This window comes from Rhizobium sp. BK591, from assembly GCF_014195045.1.
Classification (GTDB): Bacteria; Pseudomonadota; Alphaproteobacteria; order Rhizobiales; family Rhizobiaceae; genus Rhizobium; species Rhizobium anhuiense.
The window spans coordinates 53416-71405 of record NZ_JACIAZ010000004.1 but is presented as its reverse complement, the minus strand read 5'-3'; the positions used below and the strand labels follow the sequence as shown (position 1 = coordinate 71405).

The 17990-nt window shown below is 62.7% G+C and carries 18 protein-coding genes and 1 other RNA gene; 11 read left to right on the top strand and 8 right to left on the bottom strand.

Translation table 11 applies throughout. From position 1 onward, the window contains the following. Positions 1 to 132: 132 nt before the first annotated feature. Positions 133 to 888, top strand: a complete 756-nt coding sequence (locus tag FHX10_RS18460; RefSeq protein ID WP_028755671.1) for a 3-deoxy-manno-octulosonate cytidylyltransferase — start codon at positions 133 to 135, stop codon at positions 886 to 888. A gap of 10 nt (positions 889 to 898) precedes the next feature. Further along, positions 899 to 1753 carry a prephenate dehydratase gene (locus tag FHX10_RS18455; protein ID WP_028755670.1) on the top strand — a complete coding sequence of 285 codons (855 nt, stop codon included), beginning with the start codon at positions 899 to 901 and terminating at the stop codon, positions 1751 to 1753. Between the two features lie 38 nt (positions 1754 to 1791). On the opposite strand, the gene FHX10_RS18450 is transcribed toward FHX10_RS18455, so the two are convergent. The 5 genes from FHX10_RS18450 to FHX10_RS18430 form a co-directional block, all read right to left on the bottom strand. Beyond that, complete coding sequence (locus FHX10_RS18450; RefSeq protein ID WP_017962745.1) at positions 1792 to 2160, bottom strand: VOC family protein; 369 nt, start codon at positions 2158 to 2160, stop codon at positions 1792 to 1794. 135 nt (positions 2161 to 2295) lie between these two features. Next, entirely contained in the window at positions 2296 to 2556 is a 261-nt protein-coding gene (locus tag FHX10_RS18445; protein ID WP_028755669.1) for a hypothetical protein, read from the bottom strand. Positions 2557 to 2626: 70 nt separating this feature from the next. Then, entirely contained in the window at positions 2627 to 3322 is a 696-nt protein-coding gene (locus FHX10_RS18440) for a helix-turn-helix transcriptional regulator (protein ID WP_028755668.1), read from the bottom strand. A 4-nt stretch (positions 3323 to 3326) separates the two neighbouring features. Next, positions 3327 to 4286, bottom strand: a complete 960-nt coding sequence (gene nudC, locus FHX10_RS18435) for an NAD(+) diphosphatase (protein WP_028755667.1) — start codon at positions 4284 to 4286, stop codon at positions 3327 to 3329. Beyond that, complete coding sequence (locus tag FHX10_RS18430; protein WP_028755666.1) at positions 4283 to 4693, bottom strand: HIT domain-containing protein; 411 nt, start codon at positions 4691 to 4693, stop codon at positions 4283 to 4285. The genes nudC and FHX10_RS18430 overlap by 4 nt, the downstream gene beginning before the upstream one ends. 89 nt (positions 4694 to 4782) lie before the next feature. Here FHX10_RS18430 and ffs point away from each other — a divergent pair. From ffs to FHX10_RS18415, 3 genes are all read left to right on the top strand, one after another. Next, positions 4783 to 4879: signal recognition particle sRNA small type (gene ffs, locus FHX10_RS18425), an RNA gene on the top strand. 45 nt (positions 4880 to 4924) lie between these two features. Then, the gene (locus FHX10_RS18420; RefSeq protein WP_063473527.1) at positions 4925 to 6793 is read left to right on the top strand and encodes a DNA polymerase III subunit gamma/tau; all 1869 of its coding nucleotides are present in this window, start codon (positions 4925 to 4927) and stop codon (positions 6791 to 6793) included. Between the two features lie 22 nt (positions 6794 to 6815). Continuing rightward, positions 6816 to 7139, top strand: coding sequence for a YbaB/EbfC family nucleoid-associated protein (locus FHX10_RS18415; RefSeq protein WP_063473528.1), 324 nt, complete (start codon positions 6816 to 6818; stop codon positions 7137 to 7139). Positions 7140 to 7154: 15 nt separating this feature from the next. On the opposite strand, the gene FHX10_RS18410 is transcribed toward FHX10_RS18415, so the two are convergent. Further along, positions 7155 to 7802 carry an MOSC domain-containing protein gene (locus tag FHX10_RS18410; RefSeq protein WP_184390041.1) on the bottom strand — a complete coding sequence of 216 codons (648 nt, stop codon included), beginning with the start codon at positions 7800 to 7802 and terminating at the stop codon, positions 7155 to 7157. A 57-nt stretch (positions 7803 to 7859) separates the two neighbouring features. Here FHX10_RS18410 and recR point away from each other — a divergent pair, with 57 nt between their 5' ends. Then, a complete protein-coding gene (gene recR / locus FHX10_RS18405; protein ID WP_047617368.1) occupies positions 7860 to 8465 on the top strand; it encodes a recombination mediator RecR in 606 nt (201 codons plus the stop codon). An 11-nt stretch (positions 8466 to 8476) separates the two neighbouring features. After that, positions 8477 to 9730 carry a lytic murein transglycosylase gene (locus tag FHX10_RS18400; RefSeq protein ID WP_088930315.1) on the top strand — a complete coding sequence of 418 codons (1254 nt, stop codon included), beginning with the start codon at positions 8477 to 8479 and terminating at the stop codon, positions 9728 to 9730. Between the two features lie 6 nt (positions 9731 to 9736). On the opposite strand, the gene FHX10_RS18395 is transcribed toward FHX10_RS18400, so the two are convergent. Both FHX10_RS18395 and FHX10_RS18390 read right to left on the bottom strand, forming a co-directional pair. Continuing rightward, positions 9737 to 10192: a GNAT family N-acetyltransferase gene (locus FHX10_RS18395; RefSeq protein WP_063473530.1), complete on the bottom strand. Its 456-nt coding sequence runs from the start codon at positions 10190 to 10192 to the stop codon at positions 9737 to 9739. An 8-nt stretch (positions 10193 to 10200) separates the two neighbouring features. Next, positions 10201 to 11880 carry an MFS transporter gene (locus FHX10_RS18390; RefSeq protein ID WP_176707318.1) on the bottom strand — a complete coding sequence of 560 codons (1680 nt, stop codon included), beginning with the start codon at positions 11878 to 11880 and terminating at the stop codon, positions 10201 to 10203. A 197-nt stretch (positions 11881 to 12077) separates the two neighbouring features. On the opposite strand from FHX10_RS18390, the gene rimP reads away from it, so the two are divergent. From rimP to infB, 4 genes are all read left to right on the top strand, one after another. Beyond that, positions 12078 to 12683 (top strand): ribosome maturation factor RimP, encoded by a 606-nt coding sequence (gene rimP, locus FHX10_RS18385; RefSeq protein ID WP_047617361.1) that lies wholly within the window; start codon positions 12078 to 12080, stop codon positions 12681 to 12683. Positions 12684 to 12742: 59 nt separating this feature from the next. Continuing rightward, entirely contained in the window at positions 12743 to 14344 is a 1602-nt protein-coding gene (nusA, locus tag FHX10_RS18380) for a transcription termination factor NusA (RefSeq protein ID WP_047617359.1), read from the top strand. After that, complete coding sequence (locus FHX10_RS18375) at positions 14341 to 15036, top strand: RNA-binding protein (protein ID WP_088930316.1); 696 nt, start codon at positions 14341 to 14343, stop codon at positions 15034 to 15036. The genes nusA and FHX10_RS18375 overlap by 4 nt, the downstream gene beginning before the upstream one ends. A gap of 101 nt (positions 15037 to 15137) precedes the next feature. Then, positions 15138 to 17888 (top strand): translation initiation factor IF-2, encoded by a 2751-nt coding sequence (gene infB / locus FHX10_RS18370; protein WP_097544483.1) that lies wholly within the window; start codon positions 15138 to 15140, stop codon positions 17886 to 17888. Positions 17889 to 17990 lie beyond the last annotated feature (102 nt).

Sequence of the window (17990 nt, the reverse complement as noted above, 5' to 3'; positions counted from 1 at the left end):
GGCAGACCATAAACCGGACCATCTTGAAATCGCGCGGAACCTATGTCTTTTGGTGGATCGTTGCAACTGTCTAAATGGTCTTGTGCGTGAGACTTTTTGACACTTTTCAGCCCGGAATAGAAGGCCCGAACAATGAGTGATTCAAATTTAGACGGCGTGCTCGTATTGATCCCGGCGCGCATGGCCTCCACTCGGCTTCCGGGCAAGCCGCTTGCCGATATTTGCGGCCTGCCGATGATCGTTCAGGTGGCGCTGCGCGCCAGGGAAGCGGCCATCGGCCGGGTCGTCGTCGCCGTCGACGATGATCAAGTGTTCGATGCCGTGGCCGCGGCCGGCTTCGAGGTCGTCATGACCAGCACGGATCATCAGTCGGGTTCCGATCGGATCTTCGAGGCGCTGACGAAAGTCGATCCGGACGGAAAGGCGAAAATCATCGTCAACGTCCAGGGCGATCTGCCGACGATCGATCCGGAAACGGTGCGCGCAGCCTTGCGCCCTCTCGAAAACGAGGCGGTCGATATCGGGACGCTGACGACCATAATCGACAATGAGGAGGACAAGACCGCGCCGCACATCGTCAAGATCGTCGGCTCGCCGCTTTCCGACGCCCGTCTGCATGCGCTCTATTTCACCCGGGCAACCGCGCCTTACGGTCAGGGGCCTCTCTACCACCATATCGGCCTTTATGCCTATCGGCGGGCAGCGCTTGAACGATTCGTCTCGCTCGGTCCGTCGACGCTCGAAAAGCGCGAATCGCTGGAGCAATTGCGGGCACTGGAGGCCGGCATGCGCATCGATGCCGAGATCGTTGACACGGTTCCGCTTGGTGTCGATACTCCCGCCGACCTCGAAAAAGCGCGGCGCATCCTCTCCGCAAAGTCGAATTGACGGAACCATCATGAATATCAAGACCAACAGGATCGCCTTCCAGGGCGAGTTCGGCGCCAATTCCGACATGGCCAGCCGCGACATGTTTCCGACCATGGAGCCGCTGCCCTGCCAGACCTTCGAGGATGCGTTCACGGCGGTCGACAACGGCGACGCCGACATCGGGATGATCCCGATCGAGAACACGATTGCCGGGCGCGTCGCCGATATCCACCATCTGCTGCCGGAATCGCGGCTGCACATCATCGGCGAATATTTCATGCCGATCCGTTTCCAGCTGATGGTGCTGCCCGGGGTGACCAAGGACGAGATCCGCACGGTGCACAGCCATATCCACGCGCTCGGCCAGTGCCGCAAGATCGTTCGCGCCAATGGCTGGAAGCCGGTGATCGCCGGCGATACGGCCGGGGCGGCAAAGCTCGTGAAGGAAACCGGCGACCGCTCGATGGCCGCCTTGGCACCGCGCCTTGCCGCCGATCTCTACGGTCTGGAGATCATCGCCGAGAATGTCGAGGATACTGAAAACAACGTCACCCGTTTCGTTATCCTGTCCCGTGACGAAGAATGGGCACAACGGAATTCGGCGGAAGAAAAGGTCGTCACCACCTTCGTCTTCAACGTCCGCAACATTCCGGCCGCGCTCTATAAGGCGCTTGGCGGTTTTGCCACCAACAATATCAATATGACCAAGTTGGAAAGCTACCAGCTCGGCGGAAAATTCGTGGCGACGCAGTTCTACGCCGATATCGAAGGCCATCCGAACGATCCGAACGTGCGCCGGGCATTGGAGGAACTGCGCTTCTTCTCCGAGAAAGTGAGGATTCTCGGCGTCTACAAGGGGCACGCGATGCGAGGCCTGCTTTAAACAGGCCCCGTTCTTAAACAGACCTCGTCATTCGGCGATTATTTATCCGGCTCACAGACGCGCAGGCGATGACCGTCAGGATCGAGCACGACGAAGGTCGGGCCAAAATCCAGCTCGGTCAGTTCCTGGGCGATCGGCAGGCCGCGTTGACGCCAGTCCTCATAGTGCCTGGCGACGGCATTTTCTCCCTCGACCATGAAAGCCACTTCGCCGCGGTTGCCGATGGCGGAGGGCTGCGGCTCGACCTTGCTGCGCCGCCAGAGGCCGAGCGTGAAGCCGCCCTCGAGCGGAAAAGCGACGAAATTCGGCGCTTCCACGGCCGGTTCGCGGTTCAAGAGGTTCCGGTAGAAACTGGCGCTTTCGGCCGGGTCCTTGACGTAAAGGATTATGAGATTGGGGCTGGTCATTTCGGTTCTCCCGTTGTTGTGAAATAAATCCGCGAGGGATCGCCTGCTGCCAATTCATGGCAGCAGGGTGCGACGGGGCGTAGCGATCGCAACGCCCCGTTCTCGTCAGGCAGATTGTTGGAAGGGATAGGCGACCTAAAGCGGGAAACGGTCCTCGCAGTGCGGGCCGCGTCCGTCGATGAAGCCGAGGTCGCGCTTTAGGTAATCCGGCGTTGCTTCAAGGTCGAGGCTGGTGCGGTTCCCCTTGGGAAACCTGAAAATATTGATGACCAGATGCAGCAGGCCGGAGCGCGCCGACTGGCGGACATCGGCAAAAGTTTCGGCCGAAATGACATCGGCAAAGGTGTCGCCCGTAAAGCGGTCGTTGGTCAAATGAATGGCTGGAGGCGTTACCATGATCAGTACTCCTTCCTGGTGGAATGGTACTCATAATAACCCTGCCTACTGACAGTTTCTGGCAGCAGCGTTAGTTCTCGACCGGAACGTCCTGCGTCTCACGCCACTCCTTGAGCAGTACCGTGCGGCGGCGCGGATAACGCACCTCATGCAACGCCATGTCGATAATGCGGTCGGTGCGGAAATGGCGGAAATCCTGGCGCAGTTCGCACCAGGCCATGAGGACACGGACATGCTCGAAATAACCGAGCGCAAAAGGCCAGACGCGACGGCGCGAGATTCGGCCCTGCTCGTCGCCATAATGCAGTTCGAGGATGCGCTCCAGACGGATCGCCTTGCGGATGGCCGAAACATCGGCCTTGTCCTCGTCCCGGCGTTTGGGGCCGACGAAAAGGGCTGCCGAATCGATCATCTCCCGCATATCGGCCGGCAGCACGGCGGCAATCTTGGCCAGCGCGTCGGCGCCGGCGCCGGCAAGGCGCGGCTCGGCGGCGCGAGCCACCCAGCGCGAGCCAAGCACCAATGCCTCCAGCTCTTCTTCTGAAAACATCATCGGCGGCAGCATGAACCCCGGCTTCAGCACATAACCGATGCCGGCTTCGCCTTCGATCATCGCGCCCTGCGCCTGCAGGCTGGCAATATCGCGATACAGCGTGCGCAGGCTGACGCCGGTCTCCTCAGCCAGCACCGTGCCGGTCACCGGCCGGCGGTAACGCCGGAGCGTCTGCAGCAGCGTCAGCAGCCGTTCCGAGCGGGCGACCGGCATGACGCTAGCGCTTCCACTCCACCCAGTCGCGCATCAGGCGGTGGGCGATCGCCCCTTTCGGCGGCGAGGCCTTGCCTGTCGCGCTCGGGCGTTCCAGCATCTCGATCGTTTCCTCGCGGGTGAACCAGCGGCAATCCTCGAGTTCCGTCTCGTCGCGGTTGATTTCGGTGGATTTCGCCTCGGCGTAACAGCCGATCATCAGGGAATGCGGCATCGGCCAGGGCTGCGAGGCGTGGTAGCGGATGCGGCCGGTGCGGATGCCGGATTCTTCCAGCGTTTCGCGACGCACGGCATTCTCGATGGTCTCGCCGGGTTCGACGAAGCCGGCAAGGCAGGAATACATGCCGGGCGCGAAATGCGGGCTGCGGCCGAGCAGGCAGAGGTCGCGTTTCTCGTCGATCGTCAGCATGATGACGACGGGATCGGTGCGGGGAAAGATCATGTGTTGGCAGGCGGCGCAGACACGCTTGTAGCCGCCGATGTGGATCTCCATCGCCGAGCCGCAGCGGCCGCAGAAGCGGTTGTCGCCATTCCAGCGGATGAGGCTGGCGGCCTGGGCGAATTCGCCGAGCAACACCTCGTCGATCAGCATTTCGCGAAACAGCGTGCGACCATCGGCGGGCTTGTATTGGCTGGTGAGGTCGTCGACGCCGATGCCGACGGGAACGGCAAGGCGCGGCTCGCCTGATTTACGATAACCGAGAAGCACCGTCTCATCCCAATCCGGCTGCAATTCCTGGAGCTCATAGCGGGCAAAGAGCGGATCAAGCACCTGGCCGTCATGCTTCAGCACCAGCTTATCCCCGGCGAAGGCGAAGATATGGGTGCCGTCCTTGGCCAGCGCCTTTTCGACGGACTGTTCGTCGCGATGCTCGGAATCGCGATTGAGGTCATTGGCGGCAAAGGCCGTGAGATTGCTGGGTTCCGGATGCGGCACATCCGAATCGAAAAGCGAATGACTCATGATGAAAGGGCTTCCCGCAGCTTCACTGTGAATTCATCTCTCTTTCCGTCTTCGTAGGGTTCCGCGCTCCCGAAGCCCCAGACGGGACCCGGCCAGTTGGCATCGCCTTCGAAGCGGGCAATGACATGAACATGAAGCTGGCGGACGATATTGCCAAGAGCCCCGACATTGATTTTTGTCGCGCCGGTGATCTCCTTCAGGGCTTTGGAGACCAGTTCCGTCTCGAAGGCGAGCAGCACCTGGTCGAGCGGCGTCAGTTCGAAGATTTCGGTGATATCGGCCCGGCGCGGCACAAGAATGAGCCAGGGCCAGCGGGCATCCCTCGACAATCTCAGATCGCAGAGACCGGTAACCATGATGCTGACGCTATCGTTTTCCAGCCGGGGGTCGAGCACGAAACCGTTCAAAGGGCATTCTCCTCATGTTTTCCAACGACTAGCAGTTTTTTTGCATGTTGGCTTGCTTTTGATGACGATATTGCCGATATGTGCATCCGGGAGGTTGGTGGTGGACGAGCCACTCGCCAACCGGGTCAGGTCCGGAAGGAAGCAGCCCTAACGAGCCCGGCACGGGTCATCGTGCCAGCCTCCCACCTTCTCTCCACGAAGTGCCCGACGATCCGGGCGACAAGCAGGGCGATGAGCGACACCGAGCGACAATCAAAAGATGCCGCCTCGACGGGCACCGGGTACCGGGTGCTGGCTCGCAAATACCGCCCCAAGGATTTCACGGACCTGATGGTCGGCCAGGAGCCGATGGTCCGCACCCTCACCAATGCCTTCGAAACCGGCCGCATCGCCCAGGCTTACATGCTGACCGGCGTGCGCGGCGTCGGCAAGACGACGACGGCGCGCATCCTGGCGCGGGCGCTGAACTACAAGACAGCCGACATCGACAAGCCGACGATCGATCTGCGCGTGCCCGGCGAACACTGCCAGGCAATCATGGAAGGCCGGCATGTCGACGTGATCGAGATGGATGCCGCCTCCCATACCGGTATCGACGATATAAGAGAGATCATCGAGCAGGTGCGCTACCGACCGGTTTCGGCGCGCTACAAGGTCTATATCATCGACGAAGTGCACATGCTGTCGACGCAGGCCTTCAACGGCCTGTTGAAGACGCTCGAAGAGCCGCCGGAGCATGTGAAATTCATCTTCGCCACCACCGAGATCCGCAAGGTGCCGATCACCGTGCTGTCGCGCTGCCAGCGCTTCGACCTGCGCCGCATCAGCGCCTCCGATCTTGTCGGGCTGTTTTCAACTATCGCCGCCAAGGAAGGCATCGAGGCGGAAGCGGATGCGCTGGCGATGATTGCGCGTGCTGCCGAAGGCTCAGCGCGCGACGGCCTGTCGCTGCTTGACCAGGCGATCGCCCATGGCGCCGGCGCCGTGCAGGCGGAAGCCGTGCGCGGCATGCTCGGACTTGCCGACCGTGCCCGGATCGTCGATCTCTTCCAGCACGTCATCAAAGGCGACGTGGCCGCCGCACTCGGCGAGTTCCAGAGCCAGTACGAGGCCGGCGCCAATCCGGTGGTGGTGCTGACCGACCTTGCCGATTTCACCCATCTGGTGACGCGGCTGAAATATGTGCCGGATGCGGCAAACGACCCGTCGCTCAGCGAGATCGAACGCACCAAGGCGGCGGAATTCGCCAAGGGTGTTGCGGTGACGACGCTGTCGCGCATCTGGCAGATGCTGCTGAAGGGCATTCCGGAAACGGAAGGCTCGTCGCGGACGGCAGGAGCAGCCGAGATGGTGCTGATCCGACTTGCACATGCCGCACACCTGCCAGCGCCCGAGGATGCGGCGCGGCGGCTTGCCGAATTTTCCGGCGACAATGCCGGTCCGCGGCCCTCCCCTTCGCCTTCCGGCAACGGCGGCGGCAGCGGAACGCGGGTCCCCTATCAGAGCAGTGTCGCGGCGCGCGCACCCGAGCCGACACCACGGCCACTACCCTCAGGGCCGACGGCGATGCTGCGCGCCGTGCCCAATCCCGAACCGCAGAATATCGGCCGTACCGAGGCAAAGCCTGCAGAGGCTCCGAAGCCGCTCGTGCGTGTCAATTCGATCGGCGACATCGTCGACCTCGCGGGCGAGAAGCGCGATGTCAAATTGAAAGCACTGGTGCGCAACTTCGTGCGGCCGGTGCGGCTCGAGCCGGGCCGGCTGGACGTGAACCTCACCGAGGGCGCCCCGAACACGCTGCTTAACGAACTCGCCGTCAAGCTCAAGGAATGGACCGGAATCCACTGGATCGTCAGCACCAGCCGCGAAGAGGGCGGGCCGACGATGGTGGAGGCGGAAGCCAAGGCACAGGAACAGCGCGTCAGCGATGCGCGTCAAGATCCCGATGTCGCGGCGATCCTGGCGCATTTTCCGGGCGCCAAGATCATCGACGTGCGCGTGCGGGCGCCCGAACCGGACGAGGAAGGCGAGGCGACGCCGCCGGCTGCCGCCGAATCCCTTGAAGGTGACATCCTGCCCGGCGACGACATAGAATTCTAAAAGTTCAACAAGGAGCGAGACGATGCGCGACATCATGGGCATGATGGGCAAAGTCAAGGAAATGCAGGCCAAGATGGAGCAGATGCAGGCGGAGATCGCCGAGCTCACGGCCGAAGGCAAGGCGGGCGGCGGCCTCGTCGCCGTCGTCATGTCAGGCAAGGGCGAGCTGAAGAGCCTGAAGATCGACCCGTCGCTGTTCAAGGAAGACGATGTCGAGATCCTCGAGGACCTGATCGTCGCCGCTCACAAGGACGCCAAGGACAAGGCCGAGGCGCTCGCCGCCGAAAAGACCAAGGCTCTGACCGCCGGCCTTCCGATCCCGCCGGGCTTCAAGCTGCCGTTCTGAGACGGGCGCACCTATTCAAGGCCCAAAGTCCGATCTAGCGCGCTTCGTCGCTCCGGATTCCAACATAGCCCGCAGTTTGTAGTGAATTGGGGCGGCGAGATATCGCGCCCGATCTGCCGCCCGAAGCCGTCGACCGAAAGTCTCCATCAGCTCCGGCATGGTGATCTTGGCTCCGTGAAAGGGCGTGCATTCCACCGACATTCCGGCCTTGGCCACGCCGCTCCGGATGACACGGCAATAGATGCCGGGACGGGCGGCGGCGGTATAACGTTTGACGAATTTCGGATCGGCCATCCTGGCGGCAAACGTGGCGCAGGGGATGCGGCACGCGGTGACTTCGAGGACGAGAGCGCCGATCACGAAGCGGTCACCGACGGCGACATCGCGATTGTCGAGATCCGAGATCACCATGTTTTCGCCGAAAGTGCCGGGCTCGTATGGCCGACCGAGCTCGGTGCTCCACCAGTCGAGCGTCAGCGATCCCTCGACATAAACAGCCTGATCGACACCGCCATGGTGTTTGCGGTTGCAGATGGCATCGCCGACCAGACCTTCGGCATCGATCATCACCGCACCGTTGACGGCATGTTTGAAGATGCCGGTCTTGTAGCTCTTGCCCGGCAGTCTTTCCGGATTGCCGGTGCACAGCGCCAGGATTTTCATGGGATGGCCAATCCTTCCGCGATTCCGTTTCCGTTCCATATCAGTTAAGAACGGCGCATGGCAAAACGAGTCACCGGCCCCGAAATCGAAAAACTCATCCAGCTTCTGGCGAAGGTGCCGGGCCTCGGGCCGCGCTCGGCGCGCCGGGCGGCACTGCATCTGATCAAGAAGAAGGACCAGTTGCTCGGCCCGCTGTCGAATGCGATGGGCGAGGCCTATGACAAGGTGAAGATTTGCTCGCGCTGCGGCAACGTCGATACGGTCGATCCCTGCACCGTCTGCACCGACACGCAGCGCGATCAATCCGTCATCATCGTCGTCGAGGACGTATCGGATCTCTGGGCACTGGAGCGCGCGGGCGCGATGAACGCCGCCTATCACGTCCTCGGCGGCACGCTGTCACCGCTCGACGGGGTCGGGCCCGACGATCTCAACATTCGCGGGCTGATCGACCGGGTCGGCGAAGGCGGTATCCGCGAGCTGATCATCGCCGTCAACGCCACCGTCGAGGGGCAGACGACGGCGCATTATATCACCGACCAGTTGCAGGGGCTGGACGTGAAGATCACCCGGCTGGCGCATGGTGTGCCTGTTGGCGGCGAGCTCGACTACCTCGACGAGGGAACGCTCGCGGCGGCCCTTCGGGCGCGGACAGTGATATGAGGGGTTTGCCTATGCCGAAAGATGTTCCACGGCGGCTATTCGCACTCGCCCTAGCGACCGCCCTCCTCCCCCTCTCCGCCCTCGCAGCCCCTTCGAAAGCCGATGTCGAAGCGCAGTTCGAGACATGGGTACGGAAAGACCTCTGGCCGGAAGCGAAGGCGGGCGGGATTTCCGAGAAGACCTTCCAGGCTGCCTTTTCCGGCATCACGCTGAACTGGAACCTGCCCGATCTTGCCCCGCCCGGCTTCCCGCCGCCGAAGGAGCAGAAGCAGACGCAGGCCGAATTTTCCTCGCCCGGTCCCTATTTCAACGAGGACCGGCTGAAGAAGCTTGCCGCAACGGGGCGCGGCTTTGCGGCGCAATACGGTTCAACGCTGAAACGCATCGAGAAGACCTATGGCGTGCCCGGCTCGATCGTGCTGGCCATCTGGGGCCGGGAGACAGGCTTCGGTGCGGCGAAGATCCCGAACTCGGCAATCGAGGTGTTGGCGACCAAGGCCTTCATGTCGACGCGCAAGGAGATGTTCCGTACCGAGCTGGTGGCCGCACTCCATATTCTCGATGGCGGTGATGTCGCACCGGCCGATTTCAAGGGGTCGTGGGCGGGCGCACTCGGCCAGCCGCAATTCATGCCGACCAGCTATCTGAAATATGCCGTGGATTTCGATGGCGACGGCCATCGCAACATCTGGACCTCGGTGCCCGATACGCTCGCCTCGATCGCCAATTTCCTGGTCAAGAAGGGCTGGCAGCGCGACCGCGACTGGGGCTTCGAGGTGTCGATCCCGGAGGCGGTTTCCTGCGCGCAGGAGGGGCCCGATCTGGCAAAGCCGCTGTCGCACTGGGCCTCGCTCGGCATCGACCGCATCTCCGGCAAGGGGTTTCCCTCCAGCGAGATGAAGGCTGAAGGCATGATGCTGGTGCCGGCCGGCCGCGACGGGCCGGAATTCATCGTCACGCCGAATTTCTACATCATCAAGGAATATAATAATTCCGATCTCTACGCGCTCTATATCGGCAATCTCGCCGATCGGATCGCCTATAATGGCGGCGCCTTTGAGGGCAGATGGGGCGATGTCGGCAAGATGTTGCGCTCGGATGTCGCCGCCATGCAGAAGGCGCTGGAACGGCAGGGCTATGATGTCGGCGGTTCCGATGGTCTGCCAGGCTACAAGACGCGGCGTTCGATCGGCCAGTGGCAGGCCAAGAACGGCATGAAGCCGACATGTTTTCCCGAAGCGACGATGAAGGGCAAGCTGAAGTAACCGGCTTCAGAGACTGCGCTTCAGCCCTTCATGGCTGGCCAGAAAACCGAGCTTCTCGTAGAAGCGGATTGAATCCGCCCGCGTCTTGTCCGATGTCAGCTGCACGAGGCCGCAGCCACGCTCGACGCATTGGGCGATCGCCCATGCGATGAATTCAGAGCCGAGGCCCGAGCCGCGAAGGTCGCTGGCAACACGCACGCTTTCGATCTGACCGCGCCACATGCCTGTTCTCGAAAGGCCGGGAAGAAAGCTCAGCTGCAGGCAGCCGACGACACGATCGGCCGCGTCGGTTGCGACGGCCAGCAGCTGATTGGCGTCCGCCTCGATCGCCGCGAAGGCCGAGAGATACCGTGCGTCGACGGGATCGGTAACGATCTCCCTGGCGCCGCCGAGATCGTCATCGGCCAGAAGCCGGACGATGGCGGCAAGATCGGATTGGCGGGCGAGCCTGAACCTGTACATGGCCGTTCTCAATGATGCAGATCGATCGGCGCCTTGTGGAAGACGTCGTTATCAGGCGGAATAGCCTGGCGTTCGATCATGCGGTGAACATGCGGCAAACCTTCGCCGCGGTGAAGCGCGCGAAGCCTGTCGATGTTTTCGGCATCGGCCTGCGTGCGCCGCTGGTTGTGTCTTATATATTCGACCCAGGTCGACGTATGGTAGGTCTCCGTCCAGAGCCCGGGATTTTCGAGATCGCGCATCAGCGCCCAATTGCGGGCGCCGTCGCGGATGCGGATGCGGCGGCGCTCACCCATCAGCGTCATGAATTCGGCAAGGTCGGTATCGGCGATCTCGTAGTCGACAAGGATGACGATCGGGCCACTGCGCGGCGTGATGTCGAGGCTCAGGGCCGGCTCGATGAAGCGGTTCAGCGGATCGAGGTTGAGCGAAGCGAAGGCCGGCATGGAAAAACGCAGGCCGATCGCGATGCCGAGCAGCATGACGACCGATGACATCAGCAGCGCATCGGCAACGCCATAACGATCGGCGGCAACGCCCCACAGCCAGCTGCCGCCGGCAATGCCGCCAAAGGTGACGGTCTGGTAGAGCGACAGCGCCCGGCCGACCACCCAGCGCGGCGTCGAAAGCTGGACGATGGTGTTGAACAGCGAAAGTGCGGAGACCCAGCAGGCGCCGGAGACGAGCAGCCCGGCGGAGGTGAGGACGGCACTCGGGCTCACGGCGGCGATGACGGCGCTCAGCGCGAAGCCGGCAAAGGCCATGCGGATGATCGTCTCGCTGGAAAGCACCTGGCGAAGCCTCGCATTCATCACCGCGCCGCCGATCGCGCCGATGCCGAAGGCGCCGAGCATGAAACCATAGGTCAGCGGCCCGCCGGCAACGAGATCGAGGGCAACGACCGGCAGCAGCGCCAGGATCGAGCTGGCGCCGATGCCGAAGAGCAGGCCCCTGACGAGGACCTTTTCGAGATTGGGCGACATCGAGATATAGCGCAGGCCGGAAAAGATGGCGCTGCCGAGCGCCTCCCGCGGCAGGGTCGAGACCGGCGTGGCCGGCCGCCAGCGCAGCAGGGCATAGATCAAGGCGAAGTAACTCACCGTGTTCACCGCAAAGGCCGCGGCCGCGCCGGCAGCGGCGACGATGACGCCGCCGATCGCCGGGCCGACGCTGCGGGTGATGTTGAAGCCCATGCTGTTCAGGGTGACGGCGCCCGGCAGATCGGCGCGCGGCACCATGTCGCCGACCGAGGCCTGCCAGGAGGGATTGTTGAGCGCCGTGCCGCAGCCGATCAGGAAGGTGAAGAAGAGCAGCAACCAGGGTGTGATCCAGCCGAGAAGGGCCGAGGCCGTCAGCAGCGCCGAAACCGTGAGCATCATGCATTGCGCCGTCAGCATGACCCGGCGACGGTCATAATTATCGGCCAGCGCGCCCGATATCAGCGAAAACAGCATGATCGGCAGCGCCGTCGAGGTCTGCACCAGCGCGACCATGTCCTCCGAGGCGGTAATGGTCGTCATCATCCAGGCAGCGCCCACCGCCTGGATCAGGCCGCCGAAATTCGAGGAAAGGCTCGCGAACCAGATGGTGCGGTAGGTATCGTGCCGCAAAGGCGCCAATGTCGAGGAAGTGTAGGCCACGATTTCTCCCGCTTTTGTTATTGCGCCCCAGCGGCAATATATGCGCAAGACCGGCGCTGGCCATAGGCCTGTTCACGCGCGGCAAGCGAATTGGCGGAATCGGTCGCGGACCTTGCAATTTCGGAAAAACCCGACTATATGCCTCTCAAATTCTTGATCGCTTGATGAAGAGTGGGCCGCAAGGACCCGCTCTTTTTTATTAGCGCGATCGCCCGAACAGCTTGAAATTGCGAGGAGCGCACCGCTTGTCGGACATGACAAACGCAGACAACGAACTTGAGCCGCGGCTGATTACCGAAACCGGGCTCGACCAGCGTCTTGCCGATATCATCGAACCCGTCCTCGTCGGCCTGGGCTTCCGGCTTATCCGCGTCCGCATGCTGAACCAGAACGGCGCGACGATGCAGGTCATGGCCGAACGCAACGACGGCACGATGACGGTTCAGGACTGCGAAGAAATCTCGATGGCGATTTCTCCCGTCCTCGATGTGGAAGATCCGATCGATAAAGAGTATCATCTCGAGGTGTCTTCGCCCGGCATCGATCGTCCGATGGTGCGGAAATCCGACTTCGTCCGCTGGCAGGGCCACCTTGTGAAATGCGAGACGTCGATCTTGATCGACAATCGCAAGCGCTTCCGCGGCAAGATCGTCGAAGCAGGCGCAGATGGTTTCACGCTCGAGCGTGACCAGGTCGCCTATGGGGAAGAGCAGAAGGTCACCATTCCCTTTACGGCGCTCAGCGATGCGAAGCTCATTCTGACCGACGACCTGATCCGCGATGCGTTGCGCGCCGACAAGCTGGCAAAAGCACAGGCCGCCAACCAGAACGAAGCGGACGACCAAGAATAACCGATCAACAGACCGCTCCAGGGACGGGAACCCTGGAGTAAAGACGGAGAAACAAGACAATGGCAGTCAGTGCGAACCGGCTCGAACTTCTGCAGATCGCAGATGCAGTGGCGCGCGAAAAGGTCATCGACCGCGAGATCGTGCTGGCCGCAATGGCCGACGCTATCCAGAAGGCGGCACGCTCCCGTTACGGCACCGAGTCCAACATCCGGGCCGACATCAATCCGAAGACCGGCGAAATCCGCCTGCAGCGCCTGCTCGAAGTCGTCGACAAGGCCGAGGATTATTCGACGCAGATCCCGCTGGAGCTGGCCCGCGACCGCAATCCGGACGCCGCACTCGGCGACTTCATCGCCGACCCGCTGCCGCCGATGGATTTCGGCCGCATTGCCGCCCAGTCCGCCAAGCAGGTGATCGTGCAGAAGGTGCGTGAAGCCGAGCGCGACCGCCAGTTCGACGAATTCAAGGATCGCGTCGGCGAAATCGTAAACGGTACCGTCAAGCGCGTCGAATATGGCAACGTCATCGTCGATCTCGGCCGCGGCGAAGGTATCATCCGCCGCGACGAAATGATCCCGCGCGAAAACGTGCGCTATGGCGATCGCGTCCGTGCCTATGTCTATGATGTCCGTCGCGAGCAGCGCGGCCCGCAGATCTTCCTGTCGCGCACGCATCCGCAGTTCATGGTGAAGCTGTTCACCATGGAAGTGCCAGAAATCTACGACGGTATCATCCAGGTGAAGTCGGTCGCCCGCGATCCGGGTTCGCGCGCCAAGATCGCGGTGATCTCGAACGACAGCTCGATCGATCCGGTCGGCGCCTGCGTCGGTATGCGCGGTTCGCGCGTCCAGGCCGTCGTCGGCGAGCTCCAGGGCGAGAAGATCGATATCATTCCGTGGAGCCAGGACCCGGCGACCTTCGTCGTCAACGCCCTGCAGCCGGCCGAAGTCGCCAAGGTCGTTCTCGACGAGGATGCCGAGCGCATCGAAGTCGTCGTTCCCGACGAGCAGCTGTCGCTTGCGATCGGCCGCCGCGGCCAGAACGTCCGGCTGGCCTCGCAGCTGACCGGCTGGGACATCGACATCATGACGGAGGCCGAGGAATCGGAACGCCGCCAGAAGGAATTCAACGAGCGCACCAACCTGTTCATGGATTCGCTCGACGTCGACGAGATGGTCGGCCAGGTTCTGGCCTCCGAAGGTTTTGCCGCGGTTGAAGAACTGGCCTATGTCGATCTCGACGAAATCTCCTCGATCGACGGTTTCGACGAGGAGACGGCGCAGGAAATCCAGCAGCGCGCCCGCGAATTCCTCGAGCGTCTCGAAGCCGAGATGGACGAGAAGCGCAAGGCGCTCGGCGTCCAGGACGAACTGCGTGAAATCGACGGCATGACCGCCCAGATGATGGTGGCGCTCGGCGAAGACGGCATCAAGACGATCGAGGACTTTGCCGGTTGTGCGGCCGACGATCTCGTCGGCTGGACGGAGCGCAAGAACGGCGAAACGAAGAAGTTCGAGGGTCTGTTCTCGAAATTCGACGTCTCGCGCGTCGAGGCGGAACAGATGATCGTCCAGGCCCGCCTCTCGGCCGGCTGGATTACCGAAGAGGACCTGGCGAAGGGGACCGAAGAAGAGGTCACCGAAGCCGAACAAGAAGCATGATGACCGTGCATGAGCCGGACGCTCTCCCTGATGAGGACGACGATCTTGCAGGTTATGACGTGAACGGACGCATGTGCATCGTGACGCGCGAAAGCGGATCGCCGGAAGAGTTGATCCGCTTCGTTGCCGCTCCCGATGGAACTATTGTCGCCGACCTGAAGCGCGAGCTTCCGGGACGCGGATGCTGGGTGAAAATCGACCGGTCGCTGGTCGACCGGGCGGTGGCGAAGAAGCTCTTCGCCCGCGCACTGAAAATGGATGTGAAGGCGGCGGACGATCTCGGCGCGAGCGTCGATCGGCTGCTTGCGGCGCAATTGATGCAGATGATGAACATGGCGCGGAAAGCCGGCCAGTTCGTCAGCGGGTCCGCGAAAGTGGATGCCGCGGTCAGAAGCGGAGCAGCGCTTGCGGTGTTCCACTCGACTGAAGCAGCGGACGACGGCGTCCGGAAAATCGACCAGGCCCGCAAGGCCTGGCACCTCGGAATGGAGACCGAGGAGGAGATACCTTCCTTCCGTCTCTTCTCGGAGAGCGAAATGGAAGGCCTGATGGGCCAGAATGCTTTTATCCATGCCGCAGTGCTTGCAGGGCAGGCGGGTGAGGGTGTAGTGAAGCGCGCAAAGATGCTCGAACAGTACCGTATTGGCGGTCAGTCCCGGGCAGCGGGCGGCGCTGGCCGGCAAAAACAATGACGTGGTCACCGGCATCGGCCGGTCCCATTCTCATTGATCGACAGTATTGAACGACAGGGTCTGATCTAGTCATCGCTCCCTGTCCGAAGGAACGGGAACGAATGACCGATAGTAACGACGACAAGACAATCAGCGTGACGGGCAAAAAGACGCTTACCCTGAAACCATCGGGGATGAGCCAGGGCACCGTTCGCCAGGATATGGGTCGAGGTCGCACCAAAGCGGTCGTCGTCGAGACCCGTAAGCGGCGCCCGATGCGCCCGGAAGACGAAAAGCCGATCACACCTGTCGCTCCCGCGCCCGTCCGCGCAGCCGAACCGGCGCCTGCACCCGTGCAGGCACGCCCGCAGCAGCCGACGCCGGCACCGCGGGTTCAGCAGGGCAACAACAGCCAGACCAATCAGCGTCCGCAGCAGCCCTATCAGCAGCCGCGCTCGAACGATCGTCCGCGTCCGGTGGTGCTGAACCATCTGTCTCCGGAAGAGATGGACGCCCGCCGCCGCGCATTGGCCGAATCCCAGGCGCGCGACGCCCAGGACGCCATTCGCCGCGCCGAGGAAGAAAAGCGCCGTGCGGCCGAAGAGGTTGTCCGCAAGGCGGCCGAAGCGGAAGAAGCAGCCCGCAGGGCCGCCGAAGAGGCTGTCCGACAGGCGGAAGCGCCCGCTGCTGCCGAACCGGCAGCCGCCGCGGCCGCACCGGCTCCTGCTGTGGCCGAAGCTCGCTCCAACGCTCCGCGGCCGGCATCATCGGCGCCTGCTGCGCGCCGGCCCGATGCCGCAACACCCGCTGACGCCCGTCCGGCGCCGGGCGCCGCCGCACCGGCCGGTGTCCGTGGCCGTCGCAACGACACCGAGGATGACGATCGCGGCGCTGCGCGCGGCGGTCCGGCCCGTGGCCGTGTCGTTCGCCCGGAACCGGCAAAGCCGGTCACGACGCGTCCGAAGACGGAAGAAGAGCGCCGCCGCGGCAAGCTGACGATCACCACCGCTGATGCAGATGGCGACGACAATGCTCGTGGCCGTTCGCTTTCGGCGATGCGCCGCCGGCAGGAGAAGTTCCGCCGCAGCCAGATGCAGGAAACCCGCGAGAAGATCTCCCGCGAAGTCGTTCTGCCTGAGACCATCACCATTCAGGAGCTGTCGCAGCGCATGTCCGAACGCGCCGTCGACGTCATCAAGTACCTGATGAAGGAAGGCCAGATGATGAAGCCGGGCGACGTCATCGACGCCGATCTTGCCGAACTCATCGCCGGCGAATTCGGCCATACGGTCAGGCGCGTATCGGAATCCGACGTCGAACTCGGCATCTTCAACGTGTCCGACGAAGATGGCGAACTGGTTTCGCGCCCACCCGTCGTTACCATCATGGGTCACGTCGACCACGGCAAGACCTCGCTGCTCGACGCCATCCGCCATGCCAACGTGGTTGCTGGTGAAGCCGGTGGCATCACGCAGCATATCGGCGCCTATCAGGTGGAGCAGAACGGCCAGAAGATCACCTTCATCGACACCCCCGGCCACGCCGCCTTCACGGCTATGCGTGCCCGCGGCGCCCAGGCGACCGACATCGCGATCCTGGTCGTCGCAGCCGACGACAGCGTAATGCCGCAGACGATCGAATCGATCAACCACGCCAAGGCGGCCGGTGTTCCGATCATCGTTGCGATCAACAAGGTCGACAAGCACGAAGCGGATCCGCAGAAGGTCCGCAACCAGCTGCTGCAGCACGAAGTCTTCGTGGAATCCATGGGCGGTGAAGTGCTCGACGTCGAAGTTTCGGCCAAGACCGGCAAGAACCTCGACAAGCTGCTCGAGGCGATCCTGCTGCAGGCGGAAATTCTCGACCTCAAGGCCAATCCGAACCGGACGGCGGAAGGCACTGTCATCGAAGCCCAGCTCGACCGCGGCCGCGGTGCGGTCGCGACCGTGCTCGTCCAGAAGGGTACGCTGCGTCCCGGCCAGATCATCGTCGCCGGCGACGTCTGGGGCCGCGTGCGCGCGCTCGTCACCGACAAGGGCGACCATGTGAAGGAAGCCGGTCCGGCAATGCCGGTCGAAGTGCTCGGCCTGTCCGGCACGCCGCAGGCGGGCGACAAGTTCGCCGTCGTCGAAAGCGAAAGCCGCGCCCGCGAGATCTCGGAATACCGTCAGCGTCTGGCCCGCGACAAGGCGGCTGCCCGCCAGTCGGGACAGCGCGGTTCGCTGGAACAGATGATGATGCAGCGCCAGAGCGCCGGCATCAAGGAGTTCCCGCTTGTCATCAAGGGTGACGTGCAGGGCTCGATCGAAGCGATTGCCGGCGCGCTGGAGAAGCTCGGCACCGACGAGGTCCGCGCCCGCATCGTCCATTCTGGCGCCGGCGGCATCACCGAGTCGGACATCTCGCTCGCCGAAGCCTCGAACGCGGCCATCATCGGCTTCAACGTTCGTGCAAATACGCAGGCACGCCAGTTCGCCGAACGCGAAGGCATCGAAATCCGCTACTACAACATCATCTACGACCTCGTGGATGACGTGAAGGCAGCGATGTCGGGCCTGCTGTCTCCGGAACGCCGCGAAACCTTCATCGGCAACGCCGAGATCCTCGAGGTGTTCAACATCACCAAGGTCGGCAAGGTCGCAGGCTGCCGTGTCGTCGAAGGCAAGGTCGAACGCGGTGCGGGCGTCCGCCTCATCCGCAACGACGTCGTCGTTCACGAAGGCAAGCTCAAGACCCTCAAGCGCTTCAAGGACGAAGTCTCCGAAGTGCCGATGGGTCAGGAATGCGGCATGGCCTTCGAAAATTACGAAGACATGCGCGCCGGCGACGTCATCGAGTGCTTCCGCGTGGAACACATCACGCGCACGCTCTAAACCGCTGCGCACGATATATCAGCCCGAACGCCATTCGCCAGCCGGCGGATGGCGTTCGGGCATCTGCCGACTTGACCTTTTGGAACAAAAGAGTCATGGACG

Bases quoted from the DNA above. Each gene is read 5' to 3' on its own strand.
- FHX10_RS18460 (WP_028755671.1), top strand. From the start codon at position 133: ATGAGTGATTCAAATTTAGACGGCGTGCTCGTATTGATCCCGGCGCGC.
- FHX10_RS18455 (WP_028755670.1), top strand. From the start codon at position 899: ATGAATATCAAGACCAACAGGATCGCCTTCCAGGGCGAGTTCGGCGCC.
- FHX10_RS18450 (WP_017962745.1), bottom strand. From the start codon at position 2,160: ATGACCAGCCCCAATCTCATAATCCTTTACGTCAAGGACCCGGCCGAA.
- FHX10_RS18445 (WP_028755669.1), bottom strand. From the start codon at position 2,556: ATGGTAACGCCTCCAGCCATTCATTTGACCAACGACCGCTTTACGGGC.
- FHX10_RS18440 (WP_028755668.1), bottom strand. From the start codon at position 3,322: ATGCCGGTCGCCCGCTCGGAACGGCTGCTGACGCTGCTGCAGACGCTC.
- nudC (WP_028755667.1), bottom strand. From the start codon at position 4,286: ATGAGTCATTCGCTTTTCGATTCGGATGTGCCGCATCCGGAACCCAGC.
- FHX10_RS18420 (WP_063473527.1), top strand. From the start codon at position 4,925: ATGAGCGACACCGAGCGACAATCAAAAGATGCCGCCTCGACGGGCACC.
- FHX10_RS18415 (WP_063473528.1), top strand. From the start codon at position 6,816: ATGCGCGACATCATGGGCATGATGGGCAAAGTCAAGGAAATGCAGGCC.
- FHX10_RS18410 (WP_184390041.1), bottom strand. From the start codon at position 7,802: ATGAAAATCCTGGCGCTGTGCACCGGCAATCCGGAAAGACTGCCGGGC.
- recR (WP_047617368.1), top strand. From the start codon at position 7,860: ATGGCAAAACGAGTCACCGGCCCCGAAATCGAAAAACTCATCCAGCTT.
- FHX10_RS18400 (WP_088930315.1), top strand. From the start codon at position 8,477: ATGCCGAAAGATGTTCCACGGCGGCTATTCGCACTCGCCCTAGCGACC.
- FHX10_RS18395 (WP_063473530.1), bottom strand. From the start codon at position 10,192: ATGTACAGGTTCAGGCTCGCCCGCCAATCCGATCTTGCCGCCATCGTC.
- nusA (WP_047617359.1), top strand. From the start codon at position 12,743: ATGGCAGTCAGTGCGAACCGGCTCGAACTTCTGCAGATCGCAGATGCA.
- FHX10_RS18375 (WP_088930316.1), top strand. From the start codon at position 14,341: ATGATGACCGTGCATGAGCCGGACGCTCTCCCTGATGAGGACGACGAT.
- infB (WP_097544483.1), top strand. From the start codon at position 15,138: ATGACCGATAGTAACGACGACAAGACAATCAGCGTGACGGGCAAAAAG.